Origin of the sequence: Corynebacterium tapiri (assembly GCF_006334925.1) — a bacterium.
In the GTDB taxonomy this organism is placed as follows: Bacteria; Actinomycetota; Actinomycetes; order Mycobacteriales; family Mycobacteriaceae; genus Corynebacterium; species Corynebacterium tapiri.
In genome coordinates this window covers 113,276-130,471 of the sequence record NZ_VDHJ01000005.1, presented here as the reverse complement: position 1 = coordinate 130,471, position 17,196 = coordinate 113,276, and the positions used below count along the sequence as shown (strand labels likewise).

At 62.6% G+C, this 17,196-nt stretch carries 18 protein-coding genes; 8 read left to right on the top strand and 10 right to left on the bottom strand.

Annotated elements, in window-relative coordinates; all coding sequences use genetic code 11:
• Positions 1–92 precede the first annotated feature (92 nt).
• Positions 93–743 (top strand): metal-dependent transcriptional regulator, encoded by a 651-nt coding sequence (locus FHE74_RS04585; protein ID WP_139465326.1) that lies wholly within the window; start codon positions 93–95, stop codon positions 741–743.
• Here FHE74_RS04585 and FHE74_RS04580 read toward each other — a convergent pair.
• Positions 740–1,696: an NAD(P)-binding domain-containing protein gene (locus tag FHE74_RS04580; protein WP_139465325.1), complete on the bottom strand. Its 957-nt coding sequence runs from the start codon at positions 1,694–1,696 to the stop codon at positions 740–742. The two genes, FHE74_RS04585 and FHE74_RS04580, sit on opposite strands and share 4 nt — an antisense overlap.
• Before the next feature lie 3 nt (positions 1,697–1,699).
• The gene (locus FHE74_RS04575) at positions 1,700–2,170 is read right to left on the bottom strand and encodes a tRNA (cytidine(34)-2'-O)-methyltransferase (RefSeq protein ID WP_139465324.1); all 471 of its coding nucleotides are present in this window, start codon (positions 2,168–2,170) and stop codon (positions 1,700–1,702) included.
• Positions 2,171–2,195: 25 nt separating this feature from the next.
• On the opposite strand from FHE74_RS04575, the gene FHE74_RS04570 reads away from it, so the two are divergent.
• The 6 genes from FHE74_RS04570 to FHE74_RS10825 all read left to right on the top strand — a co-directional run bounded on the left by FHE74_RS04570 (position 2,196) and on the right by FHE74_RS10825 (position 6,399).
• Positions 2,196–3,038 carry a bifunctional methylenetetrahydrofolate dehydrogenase/methenyltetrahydrofolate cyclohydrolase gene (locus FHE74_RS04570; RefSeq protein WP_139465323.1) on the top strand — a complete coding sequence of 281 codons (843 nt, stop codon included), beginning with the start codon at positions 2,196–2,198 and terminating at the stop codon, positions 3,036–3,038.
• Positions 3,029–3,349: a DUF3017 domain-containing protein gene (locus tag FHE74_RS04565; RefSeq protein ID WP_139465322.1), complete on the top strand. Its 321-nt coding sequence runs from the start codon at positions 3,029–3,031 to the stop codon at positions 3,347–3,349. Before FHE74_RS04570 ends, FHE74_RS04565 begins: the two co-directional genes overlap by 10 nt.
• 10 nt (positions 3,350–3,359) lie before the next feature.
• The gene (gene arsB / locus FHE74_RS04560) at positions 3,360–4,394 is read left to right on the top strand and encodes an ACR3 family arsenite efflux transporter (RefSeq protein WP_139465321.1); all 1,035 of its coding nucleotides are present in this window, start codon (positions 3,360–3,362) and stop codon (positions 4,392–4,394) included.
• Complete coding sequence (locus FHE74_RS04555; protein ID WP_139465320.1) at positions 4,394–4,777, top strand: arsenate-mycothiol transferase ArsC; 384 nt, start codon at positions 4,394–4,396, stop codon at positions 4,775–4,777. Before arsB ends, FHE74_RS04555 begins: the two co-directional genes overlap by 1 nt.
• A 241-nt stretch (positions 4,778–5,018) precedes the next feature.
• Positions 5,019–5,804, top strand: a complete 786-nt coding sequence (locus tag FHE74_RS10830) for a hypothetical protein (RefSeq protein WP_342773734.1) — start codon at positions 5,019–5,021, stop codon at positions 5,802–5,804.
• Positions 5,805–5,829: 25 nt separating this feature from the next.
• Entirely contained in the window at positions 5,830–6,399 is a 570-nt protein-coding gene (locus FHE74_RS10825; protein WP_342773733.1) for a hypothetical protein, read from the top strand.
• On the opposite strand, the gene metX is transcribed toward FHE74_RS10825, so the two are convergent.
• Both metX and FHE74_RS04540 read right to left on the bottom strand, forming a co-directional pair.
• Positions 6,400–7,545 carry a homoserine O-acetyltransferase MetX gene (gene metX / locus FHE74_RS04545; RefSeq protein WP_139465319.1) on the bottom strand — a complete coding sequence of 382 codons (1,146 nt, stop codon included), beginning with the start codon at positions 7,543–7,545 and terminating at the stop codon, positions 6,400–6,402.
• A 4-nt stretch (positions 7,546–7,549) separates the two neighbouring features.
• Positions 7,550–8,863: an O-acetylhomoserine/O-acetylserine sulfhydrylase gene (locus FHE74_RS04540; RefSeq protein WP_139465318.1), complete on the bottom strand. Its 1,314-nt coding sequence runs from the start codon at positions 8,861–8,863 to the stop codon at positions 7,550–7,552.
• 150 nt (positions 8,864–9,013) lie between these two features.
• On the opposite strand from FHE74_RS04540, the gene FHE74_RS04535 reads away from it, so the two are divergent.
• On the top strand, positions 9,014–10,186 hold the full coding sequence (locus FHE74_RS04535; RefSeq protein ID WP_139465317.1) for an HNH endonuclease signature motif containing protein: 1,173 nt from the start codon (positions 9,014–9,016) through the stop codon (positions 10,184–10,186).
• A gap of 11 nt (positions 10,187–10,197) precedes the next feature.
• Here the strand turns inward: FHE74_RS04535 and FHE74_RS04530 are convergent, their stop codons facing one another.
• From FHE74_RS04530 to FHE74_RS04505, 6 genes are read right to left on the bottom strand one after another with little or no spacing between them, the layout of a single operon-like run.
• Positions 10,198–12,399 carry an NADP-dependent isocitrate dehydrogenase gene (locus FHE74_RS04530; RefSeq protein ID WP_139465316.1) on the bottom strand — a complete coding sequence of 734 codons (2,202 nt, stop codon included), beginning with the start codon at positions 12,397–12,399 and terminating at the stop codon, positions 10,198–10,200.
• A 49-nt stretch (positions 12,400–12,448) separates the two neighbouring features.
• Positions 12,449–13,315, bottom strand: a complete 867-nt coding sequence (locus FHE74_RS04525) for a siderophore-interacting protein (RefSeq protein ID WP_139465315.1) — start codon at positions 13,313–13,315, stop codon at positions 12,449–12,451.
• On the bottom strand, positions 13,316–14,107 hold the full coding sequence (locus FHE74_RS04520) for an ABC transporter ATP-binding protein (protein ID WP_139465314.1): 792 nt from the start codon (positions 14,105–14,107) through the stop codon (positions 13,316–13,318). It lies immediately after the preceding gene.
• A complete protein-coding gene (locus FHE74_RS04515; protein WP_139465313.1) occupies positions 14,104–15,069 on the bottom strand; it encodes a FecCD family ABC transporter permease in 966 nt (321 codons plus the stop codon). The genes FHE74_RS04520 and FHE74_RS04515 overlap by 4 nt, the downstream gene beginning before the upstream one ends.
• Complete coding sequence (locus FHE74_RS04510) at positions 15,066–16,040, bottom strand: FecCD family ABC transporter permease (RefSeq protein WP_139465312.1); 975 nt, start codon at positions 16,038–16,040, stop codon at positions 15,066–15,068. The genes FHE74_RS04515 and FHE74_RS04510 overlap by 4 nt, the downstream gene beginning before the upstream one ends.
• Positions 16,037–17,086 (bottom strand): iron-siderophore ABC transporter substrate-binding protein, encoded by a 1,050-nt coding sequence (locus tag FHE74_RS04505; RefSeq protein WP_139465311.1) that lies wholly within the window; start codon positions 17,084–17,086, stop codon positions 16,037–16,039. The genes FHE74_RS04510 and FHE74_RS04505 overlap by 4 nt, the downstream gene beginning before the upstream one ends.
• Between the last annotated feature and the right edge of the window lie 110 nt (positions 17,087–17,196).

Sequence of the window (17,196 nt, the reverse complement as noted above, 5' to 3'; positions counted from 1 at the left end):
TTCCTTTCGATAAACATTGCTTTTCAGTGAAATGAACTTTCATTAACCTAGTGGCGAGACGCACAAAAAGCAATGCCAGTACGCTGTGAACCATGCACGTCGATGAGCTCTCCACCCGGACGCAGGATTACCTCAAAGCGCTGTGGGACCTGCAGGAGAAGGGCCTGGAGCCCGCGCCGATGAGCGAGTTGGCCAGCCGAGTCGGCCACAAGCCCTCGGCGGCTACCGAGGCGGTAAAAAAATTGGCCGCGCAGGGGTGGGTCGAGCACGTGCCCTATGCCGGGGTCAGCCTGACGTGCCAGGGGCATGAGGTCGCGGTCAGCATGGTCCGGCGCCATCGCCTCATCGAAACGTTGCTGGTGAACACCCTCGGTTTCAGCTGGGATGAGGTCCACGCGGAGGCCGAACGCCTTGAGCACGCCGTGAGCGACACCTTCATCTCGCGTGTCGACGCCCTTTTAGGCCACCCCGTCCGAGACCCGCATGGTGACCCCATCCCGCAGCCCGATGGCAGCGCGGAGGGCCTGTCCACCGTCGTGCTAGCAAACGTCCAAGGACCCGCTACGGTCGAGCAGGTCGACGACGCGGATCCAGAACTGTTGAGGTTCTTCTCCTCTGCAGGAATCCTGCCGGAAGCACGAGTTGAGCTCATCTCCTCTGCGGCAGGACTATGCACCCTGCGGGTAGAGGGTAAAGACGTCGTCGTTGCGGAGTCGGTTCTCTCCCGGATCCGCGTGCGCTAATCGAGCAGCGTGCGGATGTCTTCCACCGTGCGCTTGGCATATTGCCCCACGCCGATGATCGTGGCTGAGCCCGGCCCAGTCTCGTCTCCGTAGCCGACGAAGTGCATACCTGGGCACTCCGACACCGCCCGAAACGCACCAATCGCCGGGCGAAAACCAGTGCACCAGATCAGATGGTCCGCCTCGACCTCGTCGAGAGACGTAAACATCGGAGTAGCAACCAGAGCCCCAGAGTCGCGTGCCTTCTTCACCGCCGGCAGCACCACGATGTCTCCCAGGGAGCTCGCATCACCGGGGTCCGGCTCGCCTTTGCGAAGGGCTGCCACGCGGGAAAACGCGAGGTCGAACAGCGCGCTTCCGTCCACATCATCGGGCATCCAGCGTGGCTCGCCTCGGGTGTACCACGTCACCTGCGCGTGTTCGGTCAGCTCGGCGGCAATCTGCGCGCCGGAGTTTCCGCTGCCTACGACCGCCACGCGAGAACCCCGAAACGGCTCCGGACCGGGATACACCCCGGAGTGCCACTGCCTCCCCCGAAATTGTCCCGGGTAGTAGGGGATAAACGGAGCCGTCATCCGTCCGGTTGCTGCAACCACGGTGCGTGATTGCCACGTTCGGTCTGCAGAGCGCACGGAAAAAATTCCGTCGGAAAATTCGACGGAATCGACGTGTTCTGGCCTTTCGATGGGCAACTCGTACCTGGCCTCGTACTTGCGGAAGTACTCCACCACGTGTGCGGCGGGCGGATAGCCGGGATAGCTCGGCATCGGCGTGCCGGGAAGGTTAGAAAAACTTGCTGAAGAAAACAGCGTCATCGAGGGCCACATGTGGCGCCAGGCGGCTCCCGGCCCCTGCTGGTCGTCGAGGATGACAAACTCCAGGCCAGCCCGGCGTAGGTAATACCCAGTGGCCAAGCCTGCCTGCCCGCCACCGACCACCACAGTGTCGAACACCGTTTACACAGCTCCCTCGAACCCGAGCTGGCGCCAGGCCTCGAATACGCCGACCGCCGCGGAATTGGACAGGTTCATCGACCGGCGTGCTGGCTGCATGGGAATACGCACGCGATCGGTAACTCGTGGGTGAAAGGCGTGCTCGTCCGGCAAACCGGTGGGTTCGGTGCCAAACAGAAGTGCATCACCCTCCTGGAACCTCACGTCGGTGTGCCACCGGGTGGCCTGCGTGGTGAAGGCAAAAATGCGCGCGTCGCCAAGCGAAAGCAGAAGCGAATCAAAGTTCGGGTGGATGCTGACTTCGGCTAGGTCGTGGTAATCCAGCCCAGCCCGCTTCAGGTGCTTGTCCTCGAAGTTGAACCCGAGCGGCTCAACGAGGTGGAGGTGTGCGCCGGTGATCGCTGACATGCGAATGGCATTGCCAGTGTTCTGCGGAATCACAGGATTATCAAAGATGACGTGGAGCCGTGCCATGCTGACCCAGTCTAGGATGGGACAGGTGACTGCACAGACATTGGACGGAAAGCTATACCGCGACGAGATTTTTGCAGACCTGCGCGAGCGCGTGCAGGCGCTGCCGAAGCCCCCAGGATTGGCCACGGTGCTGGTGGGAGACGACCCGGCCTCTCACTCCTACGTCAAGATGAAGCACCGCGACTGTGAGCAGCTGGGCATCCGCTCGATCCGCAAAGATCTACCGGCGGACGTGACCCAGGAGGAGCTAGAAGCAGTCATCGACGAGCTCAATGCGGATGATGATTGCACCGGTTACATCGTGCAGCTTCCCCTGCCGAAACACCTGGACGAAAACGCCATCCTCGAGCGCATCGACCCAGACAAGGACGCCGACGGCCTGCACCCGGTAAATCTGGGCAAGCTGGTGCTCAACGAGGAAGCTCCGCTTCCGTGCACCCCGAACGGAGCAATCCACCTGCTCAAGCGGTTCGGCGTTGAGCTCGACGGCGCCGAGGTCGTCGTTATCGGCCGCGGAGTCACCGTTGGTCGTCCCATCGGTCTGATGCTCACCCGCCGCAGCGAAAACGCCACGGTAACTCTGTGCCACACCGGAACCAAGGACCTGGCCAGCCATACGAAGAAGGCAGACGTCATCGTCGCCGCCGCCGGCAAGGCCCACATGCTCACGGCTGACATGGTCAAACCGGGCGCGGCGATCCTTGACGTGGGAGTCTCCCGCGTGGATGGAAAGCTGGCCGGAGACGTCGCCGACGACGTCTGGGACGTGGCCGGATACGTCTCTCCGAACCCCGGGGGAGTAGGCCCCCTGACCCGTGCCTTCTTGGTGCGCAACGTGGTGGAGCGTGCCGAGCGCGCATGCAGCTAAGCCTGGACAACCCCCACGACCTGCACAACCCGCCCTCGCGCATTCCAGCGAGGGTGCAGTGGGTCGGTGTGGCGCTGTTCGTATTGGCAGTGGTGATAGCGAGTTTCTTTTCGCTCACTGAGCACTGGCGCCGTGCAACCTTCACCCTCGGCGCCGCCATGCTCTGGCTGGCTGCCCTGCGCCTGACCTGCGATTCCCGCGTCGTCGGTGTGCTGGCAGTGCGTTCGGTGCGTTTCGACGCCGCATTCAACCTCTGCCTCGGAGCGGCCTTGGTATTCCTGGCCAGCTCGGTGGACGCGCTGGGCAGTTAAGCTCAGCGGAGTGTCTTTCCTTGATAGATTTCTTCCGCTCTGGATAGCCCTAGCCATGGCACTGGGACTGGCGCTCAGCGTATTCGCGCCGGGGATTGCCTCGGCCTTACACGCAGCCAGTATCGGCAGTGTTTCCCTTCCCATTGCCCTGGGGTTGCTGATCATGATGTACCCGCCATTGGCCAAGGTGCGTTATAGCCAGGCCACCAAGCTTGCGTCTGACACCCGGCTCATGGTGGTGTCGCTGGTGTTGAATTGGGTAGTCGGTCCAGCCTTCATGTTTGCCTTGGCGTGGATTTTTCTCCCCGACCAGCCGGAGCTTCGCACCGGACTGATCATCGTCGGGCTTGCTCGTTGTATTGCCATGGTCCTGGTGTGGTCGGAATTGTCCTGCGCGGATCGCGACGCAACGGCCATCTTGGTGGCCATCAACTCTGTCTTCCAGGTGCTGATGTTTGGCCTGCTGGGCTGGTTCTACCTGCAGATCTTGCCTGCTTGGCTAGGCCTGGACACCACGTCGGCTGACTTCTCTCTCTGGGCGATCATCACCTCGGTGCTGGTCTTTCTGGGAATCCCGCTTCTTGCCGGAGCCGTCTCCCGGATCCTGGGGGAGCGAATCAAGGGGCGAAAGTGGTACGAGCAGCGATTTTTGCCTGCCATCTCACCGCTTGCGCTCATAGGTTTGCTGTACACGATTGTGGTGCTGTTTCTGTTGCAAGGGCCCACGGTGATGGAAAGCCCGTGGGCGGTTGCCCGGGTAGCGGTGCCGCTGCTGTGTTACTTCGTCGGCATGTTTGCGCTTGCCTTGGCAGTGTCTAAAGCGGCAGGGCTGGATTATGCACGATCCTCCTCGGTGTCTTTCACCGCCGCGGGCAACAACTTCGAGCTAGCCATTGCGGTCAGCATCGGTACGTTCGGGGCGACGTCGGGGCAGGCGCTGGCGGGAACCATCGGGCCCATGGTGGAGGTTCCTGTCCTGGTCGGGTTGGTGTACGTCATGCTGTGGCTGCGGCCGCGGCTCTTTCCACGTGAGGGTGTGCAGTAATGAAGATTCTGTTTGTGTGCGTGGGCAATGCCGGAAAGTCACAGATGGCGGCTGCCCTGGCCCAGCACTATGCCGGTGATCGCTTAGAAATTCATTCCGCCGGCACCCGGCCAAAGTCGGCCGTGAATCAGCAGTCGGTGGCCGCACTGCAGGAATGGGGGATCGACTTCAGCAACGAGGTGCCCAAGGGTATCGACCCACAGCTACTGGTCAGCGCGGATCGCGTCATTGTGCTGGGAAGCGAAGCAGACGTCGATACGCGTGATTATGAGCGCTGGACGACGGATGAACCTTCCGCCCGCGGGATCGAAGGAATGGAGCGCATGCGCCTGATTCGGGAAGACATTGATGCCCGAGTGCGTCAGTTGGTGGAAAAACTTTAGTACCCGGATTCTGGCATAAATCTGAACGCATGTTTCGCTTCCTCTCAGGGGAGGGCAAGAATCGAAAAAGAGTGGCGACGATAGTTCCTTGGACGCCGCGAGGTTTAAAAATAACTGTGAAAAAGTTTGGGAAAGCTTAATTCTCCGCTAGATGGTGACATCTAGACCCCTTGAAAGCCCTGGATACAGCGCTTAGCGTTTTCACAGTCAGCACATTCACCCTTCGCCCCCAAGGAGCATCATGCGACTCGCTAAGAACCTCGCTAGCGCCGTAGCCGCTGGCATCGTTGCTGCCTCGGCACTGGCCGGCCCGGCCTCCGCAGCCACCATTGAGAACTCCTACCCGCAGACCCCGAAGCTGAACCCGACCCTGCCGATCGTGCACACCAGCCACGGCAGCGACAACCTCAAGGCCAACATCCTCAACCCGAACCCGGTGTGTAACTCCGCTGAGGACTACCGCACGGTCGTGTACAAGGTGGATGACAACTTCACCCCGGCTGGTTCCATCTCCACCAACAACCAGTCCCAGAGCCCGATCCCGCTGACCCAGAAGCTCTCCAAGACCCAGAGCATCAGCATCTCCATCAAGGGTGACCGCACCGAGGAGACCTCCGTCAACGCTGGCGGCGACGTTTCCGGCAAGAACGGTAAGGGCTCCACCGGTATCGCTCACTCCATCTCTTCGATGATCGGCGTTGAGGCTTCCTACTCCCTGACCTGGGAGCTCGGCCAGGAGATCGGCCCGTACGACGTCCCGGCCGGCCACACCGGTGAGGCAACCTACGGCTTCCGCACCATCACCATGACCGGTACCCAGCAGTACTGCAAGCCCAACGGCACCTGGTCCAACCCGACCCCGTGGACTGCTTTCGTTCCGATCAAGAACGAGGTCCGCGTGAAGACCTACGACAACCCTGCTGACAGCCGAGTCAACAACTTCCCGAACGACAACGCCGTTGTAGACACCTCGGTCGCCGCACCTGAGGTCAAGGACGGCAAGTCCGAGCCCAGCGTCCAGGCCTAACAGAGTTTAAGAAAGGAAAAAGACCATGAAGAAGTTCTCCATCGGCCTCGCGCTGGCATCCGCGCTCACGGCCGGACTCGTGTCCCCCGCCCAGGCAGAAGAAGCCCCTGCCCACGACCTGCAGCCGACCATCTCCGTCAGCGGCGCCAAGGCTCCAGGCTTCTCCGGCCTCGTTGCCGTGAAGGCAAAGAACGTCGGCACCGAGCGCTACTACGCTGACTTCCCGGCCATCACCTTCCGCATCGAGGTCAAGACCGACAAGGGCCCGGAGCACGTCGACCGCCTGATCACCCCGGGCTGGTTCAACGGCGCATACACCCGCGACCTGGGCTTCAACAAGGAAACCTCCACTCGCACCTTCGAGACCACCCTGTCTAACCCGGTGAACGTGGGCGAGGAGCAGCTCATCGCCAACCTTCACTTCGGTGACGGCGACACCCGCGAGGGACGCCTGTACAACTACATCACCGTGACCCAGGTTGGTCGCCTCGAAGACGACAAGACCGAGGCCAACGACCAGAACGTCGACTCGCGCACCGAGGGTGTGACCGTCAATGACTTTGGCAATCCGGTTCGTACCAAGGGCATCTTCTAACTAGATCGTCCATTCACCTTCAGGATCGTGGCCGAACCCATCCGTGGGTTCGGCCCCGTCGTTTATCTTGTTGATGAACATGCGCAGGATGCGATCCATCTGACGGGTTTCCGTCAAGAACGCGTCGTGTCCCACGGGAGACACGAGCTTGTGCAGGCCCAAAAGGTTTCCCAGGTTACGGGAGAGATGCTCCTGCTGGTGGAAAGGATAAAGAATGTCCGTGTCCACTCCCACGAGCATGGTAGGGACGCGCGACGAATACAGCGCCTTGTTCAGGCCACCGCGATCGCGACCCACATCATGTCGGTTCAGCGCCTCGGTAAGAATCACAAAACTGCCGGCATCGAAGCGCTCGACGAGCTTGAGGGCCTGGTAATCCAGGTACGACTCCACGGCGAAGCGTTGATCGGGGCGTCGAAAAGCGCCCAAGGGATTTTCGCCCTGCTGCGCGATGGTGCCAAAGCGCTCGTCCATCTCCATCTCGCCGCGATAGGTCAGATGCGCGAGCTTGCGAGCCGCGACCATGCCGGTGATCGGACCGTCGCAGACCCCGTAGTAATCGCCCTCATGCCAATCGGGATCTCGCGTAATGGCAGAGATCTGCGCGGACTGGATGCCGATCTGCCAGGCAGAAGCCCGGGCAGAGACGGCGATGACGCAGACCGCGTCGGTGATCGTCGGAAAAAGTAACGACCACTCAAGCGCGCGCGCTCCGCCCATCGATCCGCCGATGATGGCGTGAACGTGGTAGATCCCCAGGCGCTCCAGGAATGCCTTCTCCGCATGAACCAGGTCACGGATAGACAGAGCTGGAAAGCGGGAGCCCCAACGGTTACCGTCCGGATGCTCGCTGGAGGGGCCAGTGGACCCGTGGCATCCACCCAGGGCGTTGGTGACGATGACGCAGAACCGCTCTGTGTCCAAAGCCTTACCCGGCCCGACCAACCCATCCCACCAGGAATCGACGCAGGTGTCCCCGGTCAGGGCGTGCTCGACCAGGATGACGTTGTTGGAGTAGGCGTTGCCTTGGAACTCACCGAAACGCCGGTACGCGATGGTGGCTCCAGGGATCTCGGCACCGGCTTCGGTGGAAAAATTGCCGATGCCTACCTGGGTGAGCGAATTCGCGGGGGCTAAGGCGACCATAGATTTAGATGGCGGCGAAACCGCGCTCGAGATCGGCGATAATGTCGTCGATGTTCTCAATGCCCACGGACAAGCGAACCGTGGCCTGCGTAATGCCAGCTCGCTTGAGGCCCTCCTCGTCCGACTGGGAGTGCGTGGTGGAGGCAGGGTGCACCACCAGGGAGCGCACGTCGCCGATGTTGGCCAGGTTAGAGTGCAGCTTGAGCGCGTCAATGAAGCGCCAAGCGGTCTCGCGGTCGCCCTTGATATCGAAGGCAAGAACGCTTCCGGTGTGTTTGAGCCCCAGCTTGTCCTTCACGGCCTTCCACGGGGAGCTCTCCAGCCCCGCGTAGCTGACGCGCTCGACCTTGTCGTGGGATTCCAGGAAGCGGGCGACCTTGTCTGCGTTCTCGTTGTGCTTTTCCACACGCAGGCTCAAGGTGTCCAGGCCCTGCAGCGCGATCCAGGCGTTGAAGGGGGAGATCGCCGCACCCGTGTCACGCAGCCATCCGGCACGTGCCTTGAGTGCGAAGGCAGGCGCTCCCAGGTCGGCGTACTTCAGGCCGTGGTAGGCCGGGTCGGGCGTGACAAAGTAGGGGAATACCGGCTCCCCGTCGCGCTCGACGGTCCAGTCGAACTTTCCGCCGTCCACCAGAACTCCGCCAATGCCGGAGCCGTTGCCGGTGTAGAACTTGGTCAGGGAGTTGACCACGATGTCAGCGCCGAGCTCCAGCGGTCGCACTATCGCGGCGGTGGCGATGGTGTTGTCGACGATCAGCGGGACCTGGTTGTTGTGTGCGACCTCAGCAACGGCCGGGATGTCCAGAACGTCCGCCTGCGGGTTTCCAAAAGTCTCGCCGTAAAACGCCTTGGTGTTCGGCTGGACGGCGGCCTGCCAGGAGGCGGGATCGTCGGGATTTTCGACGAACGTGGAATCAACGCCCAGACGCTTGAGTGCAATGAGGAATAGCGTCTCGGTGCCACCATAAAGGCGAGGGGAGACCACGATGTGGTCGCCGGCCGAGGCCAGCGTAGCGATCGCCGCCGTCTCTGCCGCCATGCCCGAAGCAAACGCGAGGGCAGCAACTCCGCCTTCCAAGGACGCGATCCGATTCTCCAAAGCCTCCTGCGTGGGGTTGGTGAGGCGGGAGTAAATCGGGCCCGGATCGGAAAGATTGAACCGGTTGGCTGCGTGCTCGGCGCTGTCGAACACGTAGGAGGTGGTCATGTAAATCGGCTGGTTGCGCGCGCCGGTGTCCGAATCAACGGTTTGACCAGCGTGGATGGAACGGGTCTCAAAGGCCCACTCGGGAGCAATGCTGTTGTCGTATTTCGGCATGCTCGCAATGTTAGACCAAGCTGTCTATATGGGGAGATATTTATTCACGCTGTAGGTTGATCGAGTGAAATCGCAGCTCAGGGGCCATGTCCAGGCCGTTTTCTATGATCAGCATCGAACACGTGATCGTATGAATTTTAAGGACTCCCCATGACCCCACAAGCCTTCATCTCCGAACACCGCTCCCGCTATCCGCACGCCTACTTCGTCGTACAAAGCGACGATGCCGTGGCGCAAAACGTCGCCACACTCAGGCGCAGTGAGTTCGAACTGTGGCAAAAACTCGTGCCCGAAATGGACGCCGACTTCGATGCGGTGCTCTTATCGACGTCCCGTTTAACCGGGTTACCGCCCAACGCGATAGAGGCCATTCTGGTTGCCCATCTCCGACTCAGAGAGATGCCCTGCCTCGACTACGTTCAGCGGGAATCGTTCCTGCTCGATTCCGCCCGCCTCAAGGCGATCGACCAGGCATTGGCGCGGGTCAGCGACCCGGAGGTGATTGTAGAAATCGATCGCAGAATCGCCCGCTACCTAGTACCGACTCGCCCGCATCAGTTATTGCCTAGCGCAGCGCAGCTTCGTCGCAAAGTGAAAGACCTCGTGCGCTTGCTGTGCCCCGAAGACAAAGACGAGGAATCCCGCGAGCCTCAGGTGTACTTCAACCACGGGGACGATGGGCGATCAAGCATGGAACTTCTCGCGGACACGCCGGACGTAGCGGAGGCTGAAGCCATCATCAGCGCTCATGCAAAGCGCCAAGGGATAAACCAGGGTGCAGCCCTGCTGAGCCTGTTGAAGAAGCACTCATCAGCAAAGGTGGTGCTTAATCTGTACCGGGCAAGCGATATTCCGAACGCACCCGGGTTCATGCACGGGGTGGGATGGATGAGCTCGGAGCAGGCAAACGAATTGGCTCGCCGAGCTTCAACTATTCGCCACATCGACACAGCGGAACACCAGATCTCTCGGGCCTACGTGGTCCCGGAGCGCCTGCGGGCGTTCGTGGCCGGACGTGACGGAGTGTGCCGCTTCCCGGGCTGCAGTTGTCGTGCCGATAAGGCGCAGATGGATCACACCGTCGATTTTTCCGACGGTGGCAAGACCACCCCGAACAATCTCGCGGCCCTGTGTCCGCACCACCACAACATGAAGACGGATGCGCGGGTGTTTCCGATTCACGTTGGGGAGGGAACCCTGCTGTGGTTGTTGGAGGACGGCACCTGGGACGTCACCCAGCCCGAGGGCCCGCTCGCAAGGAAGAACCGTCATTGGGTGCGAACGCTCGCACAAAAAATGACCGCCCGGAAAGGGCGGCCATAAATGTGGCGGGACTACTTCTTCAGCGAGTCCACAACCTCGTTGAACTCAGCGACCGGACGCATGACCTGCGAGGTCTTGTCATCGCTCGGCCAGTAGTATCCGCCCAGGTCAACAGCCTTGCCCTGCTCATCCAGCAGTGCCTGGTTGATGGCATCCGCCTGGGAGGAAAGCTTCTCAGCGACCGGAGCAAACGCGTCTGCCAGCTCCTTGTCCTCGGACTGCTGTGCGAGTTCGCTCGCCCAGTAGGTGGCCAGGAAGAAGTGGGAGCCGCGGTTGTCGATCTCGCCCACCTTGCGGGACGGGGACTTGCCCTCGTCGAGAAGCTTTTCGGTGGCGGCATCGAGTGCGTCCGCGAGCACGCCGGCCTTGGCGTTGCCGTGGGCATTCTTCTCGTGACGGAAGGACTCAGCCAGGGCAAGGAACTCACCGAGGGAGTCCCAGCGAAGGTGGTTCTCCTCGACGAGCTGCTGCACGTGCTTCGGAGCGGATCCACCGGCACCGGTCTCGAACAGGCCACCACCAGCCATGAGCGGAACCACGGAGAGCATCTTTGCGGAGGTACCCAGCTCGAGGATGGGGAAGAGGTCCGTGTTGTAGTCACGCAGGACGTTGCCGGTGACGGAGATGGTGTCCTCACCGCGACGGATGCGCTCGATGGACACCTTGGTGGCCTCCACCGGGGACAGGATGGAAATGTCCAGGCCCTCGGTGTCGTGCTCCGCCAGGTAGTTGTTGACCAGGGTGGTCAGGTTGGCGTCGTGCTCGCGCTCCGGGTCCAGCCAGAAGATGGTTTTCATGCCGGAGAGACGGGCGCGGTTAACGGCCAGCTTGACCCAGTCGCGGATCGGGGCGTCCTTGGTCTGGCATGCGCGCCAGATGTCGCCGGCCTGGACCTCGTGCTCCATGAGGACCTCGCCGGCCGAGTTGCGCACCTGGACGGTGCCGGCAGCAGGGACCTTGAAGGTCTTGTCGTGGGAGCCGTACTCTTCCGCCTTCTGCGCCATGAGGCCGACGTTGGGGACGGTGCCCATCGTGGTCGGGTCGAAGGCGCCGTTGGCCTTGCAGTCCTCAATGACCGCCTGGTACACGCCGGCGTAGGAGGAATCCGGGATAACCGCCAGGGTGTCCTGGGTCTGGTTGTCCTTGTTCCACATCTGGCCGGAAGTACGGATCATCGCCGGCATGGAGGCATCGATGATCACGTCGGAAGGAACGTGCAGGTTGGTGATGCCCTTGTCGGAGTTCACCATGGCCAGGTCCGGGCCCTCCTCGAGGCCCTTCTCAAAGGCGGCCTTGATTTCTGCTCCCTGCGGGTGGTTCTCCAGCTCCTTGAAGATGGAACCGAGGCCGTTCTCACCGTTCAGGCCAGCAGCGGAAAGCTCGTCGCCGAAGTTGCGGTAGACCTCGTCGAAGTAAGCGCGGACGACGTGGCCGAAGATGATCGGGTCGGAGACCTTCATCATGGTGGCCTTGAGGTGCGCGGAGAAGAGAACGCCGTCGTTCTTGGCGCGCTGGACCTGCTCGGCAAGGAATGCGTCAAGGGCGCTTGCAGACATGTAGGTGCCGTCGATGACCTCACCCTTGAGCACCTTGAGGCCGTCCTTGAGCACCTCCTCGGAGCCGTCCGCCTTGACCAGGGCGATGGTCAGGGTGTCCTCGTCGGGCATGACCACGGACTTCTCATTGTGGCGGAAGTCGCCCTCGGTCATGGTGGCGACCTCGGTCTTGGAGTCTGCGGTCCACTCGCCCATGGAGTGCGGGTGCTTCTTGGCAAAGTTCTTCACAGCCTGCGGGGCGCGGCGATCGGAGTTGCCCTCGCGCAGCACCGGGTTCACGGCGGAGCCCTTCACTGCGTCGTACTTGGCGCGCTCCTCGTCCGTGGCGTCCTCGTAGTTGGGCAGGTCATAACCTGCGGCCTGCAGCTCGGCGATAGCGGCCTTGAGCTGCGGAAGGGAAGCCGAGATGTTGGGGAGCTTGATGATGTTGGCTTCCGGAGTCTTGGCCAGCTCACCCAGCTCGCTGAGGTGATCGTCGATACGCTGCTCGGCGGTGAGGCGCTCCGGGAACTGAGAAACAATGCGCGCTGCCAAGGAGATGTCGCGGGTTTCCACGTCGATTCCGGCAGTCGCGGCGAAAGCCTCGACGATGGGCTTAAAGGAGTAGGTCGCCAGCAGCGGCGCCTCATCCGTGCGGGTCCAAATGATCTTAGCCATGAGTCTCCCTCTAGATAGTCTCAGTAATTTCTCTAGCGAGCGTACCTGTTTAGGAACGCATCGCCACGCCTTCGCGCCAATAACCCATGAAAGCGATGCGGGATTTCTCTACCCCCGCCTCGCGTACCAGGTATCGGCGTAAAGCTACGACGACCTTTGATTCTCCCGCGATCCAGAAATAATCCCCTCCCTCGGGGGCATCGGTCGGTACGGACCACGGTTCGGGACCGAAGCTTTCTGGGTCGTCTATGTCGCTTATCGACGCCCGATCAACCACCTCGTCCAGCGCAGCCTGGAGATCTCTGCCACGCGGGCCGCTTCGGGGCAGCCACGTGACAGTGGAACCCTCCGGCACGCGAATATCTAACTGATCGCTAGCTTCCGGCACTTCGATGAACGCGCGGGCGTGCACGCCACTAGGAAGGTCTTCCAGACAGCGGGCGATGGCTGGAGCCGCGGTTTCATCGCCAAGCAGGATCGCTCGGCTGCCCGCGGGTGGGTGAAACTCGATGCCGGATTCGGAGGCGTCGTCCCGCGTGGGCGCGATCATGGTGAGCTCGTCGCCTGGGGAGGCCTGCGTTGCCCAACTACTGGCGGGGCCAGCGGCTTCCGGGTGGCGCACGACGTCGATGTCGACCTGCACGGAATCAGGGTTTCGGCGCACCTCGCGCAACGAATAGGTGCGCATGGTTCCCCGGCGGGCCGGGTCGGTCTGAAGCCACGTGCGGTACCAATCCTCCCCGGGGACTAGGGGGTCCGCCGGAGGGATGATGAGTTTTACCCGCAGGTCACGCACGCTAACGCTGGGAGCTGGGCCAAAATCTGCCGAATTGTTCACGGCCAGCGTGAGTCGCTGGAAGCTTGGAGAGAGCACGCGGTTGGCCGTGACCGTGCAGCGGAAGGGCTGGAAAGACACTTACTTCCCCTTTCGAGCGATGGGAACAACGAGCGGGCGACCGTTGGTCGGGTCGGGGATGACCTGCGCCTCTAGGTCGAAAACCCTTCGCAGGGTGTCCGGCGTGAGCACTTCGGCGGGGGTTCCGGTGGAGATGACTTCCCCAGAGCGCATGGCCAGCAAGTAATCAGAGAAGCGAGCCGCCAGGTTCATGTCGTGCAGAACCATAACGACGGTGACGCCGCGTTCCCGATTGAGGCGCTGCATCAACTCCAGGATGTCGAGCTGCGTGGTCACATCCAGGAAAGTGGTGGGCTCGTCGAGCAGGATGATGTCGGTCTGCTGAGCCAACGCCATGGCGATCCAGACGCGCTGGCGCTGACCTCCGGAGAGCTCGTCGACGTGGCGTTCGGCGAGACCGGCGACGTCGGTGGCCTCCATGGCGTCGCGCACAGCGGCATGGTCCTGCTCGCTGAAGCGACCGAATAGCCCCTGGTAGGGGGCGCGACCGCGACCTACCAGGTCCTTAACCGTGATGCCCGCCGGGGCGATGGGCGTTTGCGGCATGAGGCCGAGGATTCGTGCCAGCTGCGCGCTCGGGTAATCGCGGACATCCCGGGCGTCGAGAAGCGCCGCTCCCGAGCGCGGGCGCAGAATGCGCGCAACCGTGTGCAACAGCGTTGATTTGCCGCAGCCGTTGGGGCCGATGATGGAGGTCACCGCGCCGTCAACGAGTGAGGTCGACAGGTTGTTGATCACCGTGGTGTCGTCGTACCCGACGGTCAGGTCGGTGGTGGTGAGCTGATGGGTCATACGAGCTCTCCTCGATGGCGCACGAGTAGGTACAAGAGATAGGGCGCGCCAATGGCGCCGGTCACCACCCCGACCGGGAGTCGGGAGGGGAGGGCGTACTGGCCGATGAGGTCGGCAAGCAGCATAAGGGATGCCCCCACAAATGCCGCCGCGAGGATGCGGGGGCGCCCAGGGCCACAGATACCCGCAGCGATGGGGCCGGCCAGGAAGGCGACAAACGCCACCGGGCCGCAGGCGGCCGTGGCGGTGGCCACCAGGGCAACCGCAGCAAGCAGGGAAAGCACGCGAACCAGGTTGACCGGGGAACCGAGGGAGATTGCGGTTGTTTCCCCGAACCGCAACAAATCCAGGTGATGCGTGCACGCGATGAGCACTGGGAGGCAGACGAGCACGGCAATGGCTACCGGAAGGCTGTCGCCCAGGTTTGCCGAGCCCAACGAGCCGTTGAGCCACCGGGTTGCTGCAGGCAAGTCATGGGCCGCCGCGATGCTGAGCACGTAGGTAACCGCGGCACGCGAGATCGCGGCGACTCCGATGCCGATGAGGATCAGGCGCACCGGGGAGAAGCCACCCTTGGCGGCTAGCGCAAACATGCCAGCGCACACGGCCAGGGATCCGAAGAAAGACAGCACCGAGGTCTGCCATGGGGTCAGGCCCAGGAGGACGATGCCCATAACTCCCGCCACGGACGCGGCGGAGGAGACCCCGATGATGTCGGGGGAGGCTAGCTTGTTGCGCAATAAGGTTTGCAGCGTGCAGCCGGCAGCCCCCAAGGCGATGCCGACGAGGGCGCCCAGGAGAACTCGCGGCAGGCGCAGCTCGAGCACGGTAAAGCTCGCGCCGGGTACGGTCTGACCAGCCAGCGTGGCAGCGACCTCCGTGGGGGTGTAGAAAACTTCTCCTACGCAAAGCCCGAGCAGGGCCAGAAAGAGTGCGGCTATTCCGATCAAGGTTGTTTTCATAGCCCGCGCACCTTCTTCGACCGCACGATCCAGATGAAAGTGGGAGCGCCAATCAGCGGGGTGATCACGCCCACGGCGATCTCGGACGGCTGGGCGATGAGCCTTCCGACGACGTCGGCGGCTATGAGCAGGCAGGCACCCCCAAGCGCGGAAAGCGGGATGAGCCAGCGGTGATCCGGCCCGGAGACCAGCCGGATTACGTGGGGAACCACGAGACCGACGAAGGCGATCGGGCCGGCGAGGGCCGTCGATACGCCACACAGGACGACTGCGGCGAGCGTGGAGATCAGCCGCACGCGCGCGGCCGAGTCACCGAGAGCGGTGGCCGCGGCATCGCCCAGGGCCAGGGAGTTCAGACCACGTGCGCTCGCCCAGGCCACCGCGCCGGCGAAAAGCAGGACGGGAGCGGCAATGGCGAGAACATTCCATTGCGCCCCGCCGACGGAGCCGACGAGCCAGAAGCGGAAAGCGTCGAGTGTTTGCGAGCGGGGGAGAGCGATGGCGCTAACCACGGAGCCGAGGGCAGCAGAGGTGGCCGCGCCGGCCAGCGCGAGCTGAAGGCCACCGGCACCGCGGCCCAGAGCGTAAACGAACCCCGCGGCCATACCGGCTCCGAAGCAGGCGGCTGACATGAGCGCCCACGGCTGGGTCAGCGGGGTAAAGGCGAGAACGGATACCACCGCGAGGGCGGCTCCGGAGAGCACGCCAAAGATGCCAGGATCAGCCAGCGGATTGCGAGTGACCGCCTGCATGCAGGCGCCGGCGATCGCCAACGACGCGCCGACGAGCGCCGCCAGGACGGTGCGCGGAACGCGCACATAGGCCGCGGCCTGTGAGGCAGTCTCTGTAGATCCGCCGAGGGCTGCCAGGATGTCGCTGAGCGAGATGTCGCGAACTCCCAAGGCCACCGAGGCGATCGTGCAGGCCAGCAGTGTGACTACTAATCCACCGGCTAATCCTGCGCGCGTCACTTGTTCAGTGCCTCGCTCAGGATGGAGAAGTACTTGTCCACGCCCCACGGGGTGCCCAGGGTCGAGGGGCTGGCGGAGGCTGCGACCGGGCCCTCACCCAGGAACGCCACGTGGCCGTCGCGGATGGCAGGGATCTTGCTCAGCAAGGGGTCTGCCTGCATGCCCTCGAGGGTCTTCTGGTTTTCGGCCGGGTCGTTGGAGCCGTAGCTGACGATCAGGTCGACGTCTGCAAAGTCCTCCGGGCGTTCAGTGGAGCGCTCGACCCAGAAGGTATCCGCATCCTTGGAGGCCTCCTCGACCACCTTGGGAACGCCGATTCCGGCGTCCTTGAGGAAGCCTGCGCGCGGGTCCTCGGTGACGTAGAAGCCGAGGGTGGAGTTGTTTGCGGTAGCTCCGAAGGAGGTGAACAAAACGTTGGCGTCCTTGAGCTCTGGGTGCTTGGCCAGGGCGTTATCTACGTCGGTGTGGATGTCTTCGGTGAGCTTCTTGCCTTCTTCTGCCTTGCCCAGGGCGGCAGAGTTCATCTCGATGCTGGTATTCAGCGGGGTGGACCAGGGCTTCTCCGGGTAGGCGATCACCGGCGCAATTTTGGACAGCGTCTTGTAATCGTCTTCGGTGATGCCGGAGTAGGAGGCCAGGATGACGTCCGGCTTGGTGCCCGCGATGGCCTCGAAGGGCAGGCCGTCGGTTTCGTCGAAAAGCACCGGGGTCTCGCCGCCGAGCTCGGCGATCTTGTCCTCGGCCCAGGGGAGGATGCCGTCGCCGTCGTCGTCGCCGAAGCTGGCCTTGGTCATGCCCACCGGAGTGATGCCCAAGGCGAGCGGAACCTCGTTGTTGCCCCAGCCGACCGCAGCGACGCGCTCCGGGGCGGTCTCGATAGTGGTCTCGCCGAAGGCGTGGTGGATCGTGGTGGGCAGAGCTCCCTGCTCAGAAGAGTTGTGGGCAGAGGTGTTGGTGGCGGGTTCGTTTCCTGAGCAGGCAGCCAGGGTAAGAGCTGCGCTTGCCGCGATGGTGGCGGCGAGGATACGACGATAGGGGGTGGTCACAGCGATACTCTCCTTTGAGTAGGTTAGGCTGCCCTTAGTTGCAAAGTGGTCCCAGTTAATCACGTGTACGGGTGCGAGCAAAACCCCTCGCCCTTTCTCGACTACGGTTT

Excerpts from the sequence above, each read along its gene's own strand:
- FHE74_RS04555 (WP_139465320.1), top strand. The coding sequence starts at position 4,394 with ATGAAGATTCTGTTTGTGTGCGTGGGCAATGCCGGAAAGTCACAGATG.
- FHE74_RS04540 (WP_139465318.1), bottom strand. The coding sequence starts at position 8,863 with ATGCCGAAATACGACAACAGCATTGCTCCCGAGTGGGCCTTTGAGACC.
- FHE74_RS04575 (WP_139465324.1), bottom strand. The coding sequence starts at position 2,170 with ATGGCACGGCTCCACGTCATCTTTGATAATCCTGTGATTCCGCAGAAC.
- FHE74_RS04530 (WP_139465316.1), bottom strand. The coding sequence starts at position 12,399 with ATGGCTAAGATCATTTGGACCCGCACGGATGAGGCGCCGCTGCTGGCG.
- FHE74_RS04520 (WP_139465314.1), bottom strand. The coding sequence starts at position 14,107 with ATGACCCATCAGCTCACCACCACCGACCTGACCGTCGGGTACGACGAC.
- FHE74_RS04515 (WP_139465313.1), bottom strand. The coding sequence starts at position 15,069 with ATGAAAACAACCTTGATCGGAATAGCCGCACTCTTTCTGGCCCTGCTC.
- FHE74_RS04565 (WP_139465322.1), top strand. The coding sequence starts at position 3,029 with ATGCAGCTAAGCCTGGACAACCCCCACGACCTGCACAACCCGCCCTCG.
- metX (WP_139465319.1), bottom strand. The coding sequence starts at position 7,545 with ATGGTCGCCTTAGCCCCCGCGAATTCGCTCACCCAGGTAGGCATCGGC.
- FHE74_RS04585 (WP_139465326.1), top strand. The coding sequence starts at position 93 with ATGCACGTCGATGAGCTCTCCACCCGGACGCAGGATTACCTCAAAGCG.
- FHE74_RS04535 (WP_139465317.1), top strand. The coding sequence starts at position 9,014 with ATGACCCCACAAGCCTTCATCTCCGAACACCGCTCCCGCTATCCGCAC.
- FHE74_RS10830 (WP_342773734.1), top strand. The coding sequence starts at position 5,019 with ATGCGACTCGCTAAGAACCTCGCTAGCGCCGTAGCCGCTGGCATCGTT.
- FHE74_RS10825 (WP_342773733.1), top strand. The coding sequence starts at position 5,830 with ATGAAGAAGTTCTCCATCGGCCTCGCGCTGGCATCCGCGCTCACGGCC.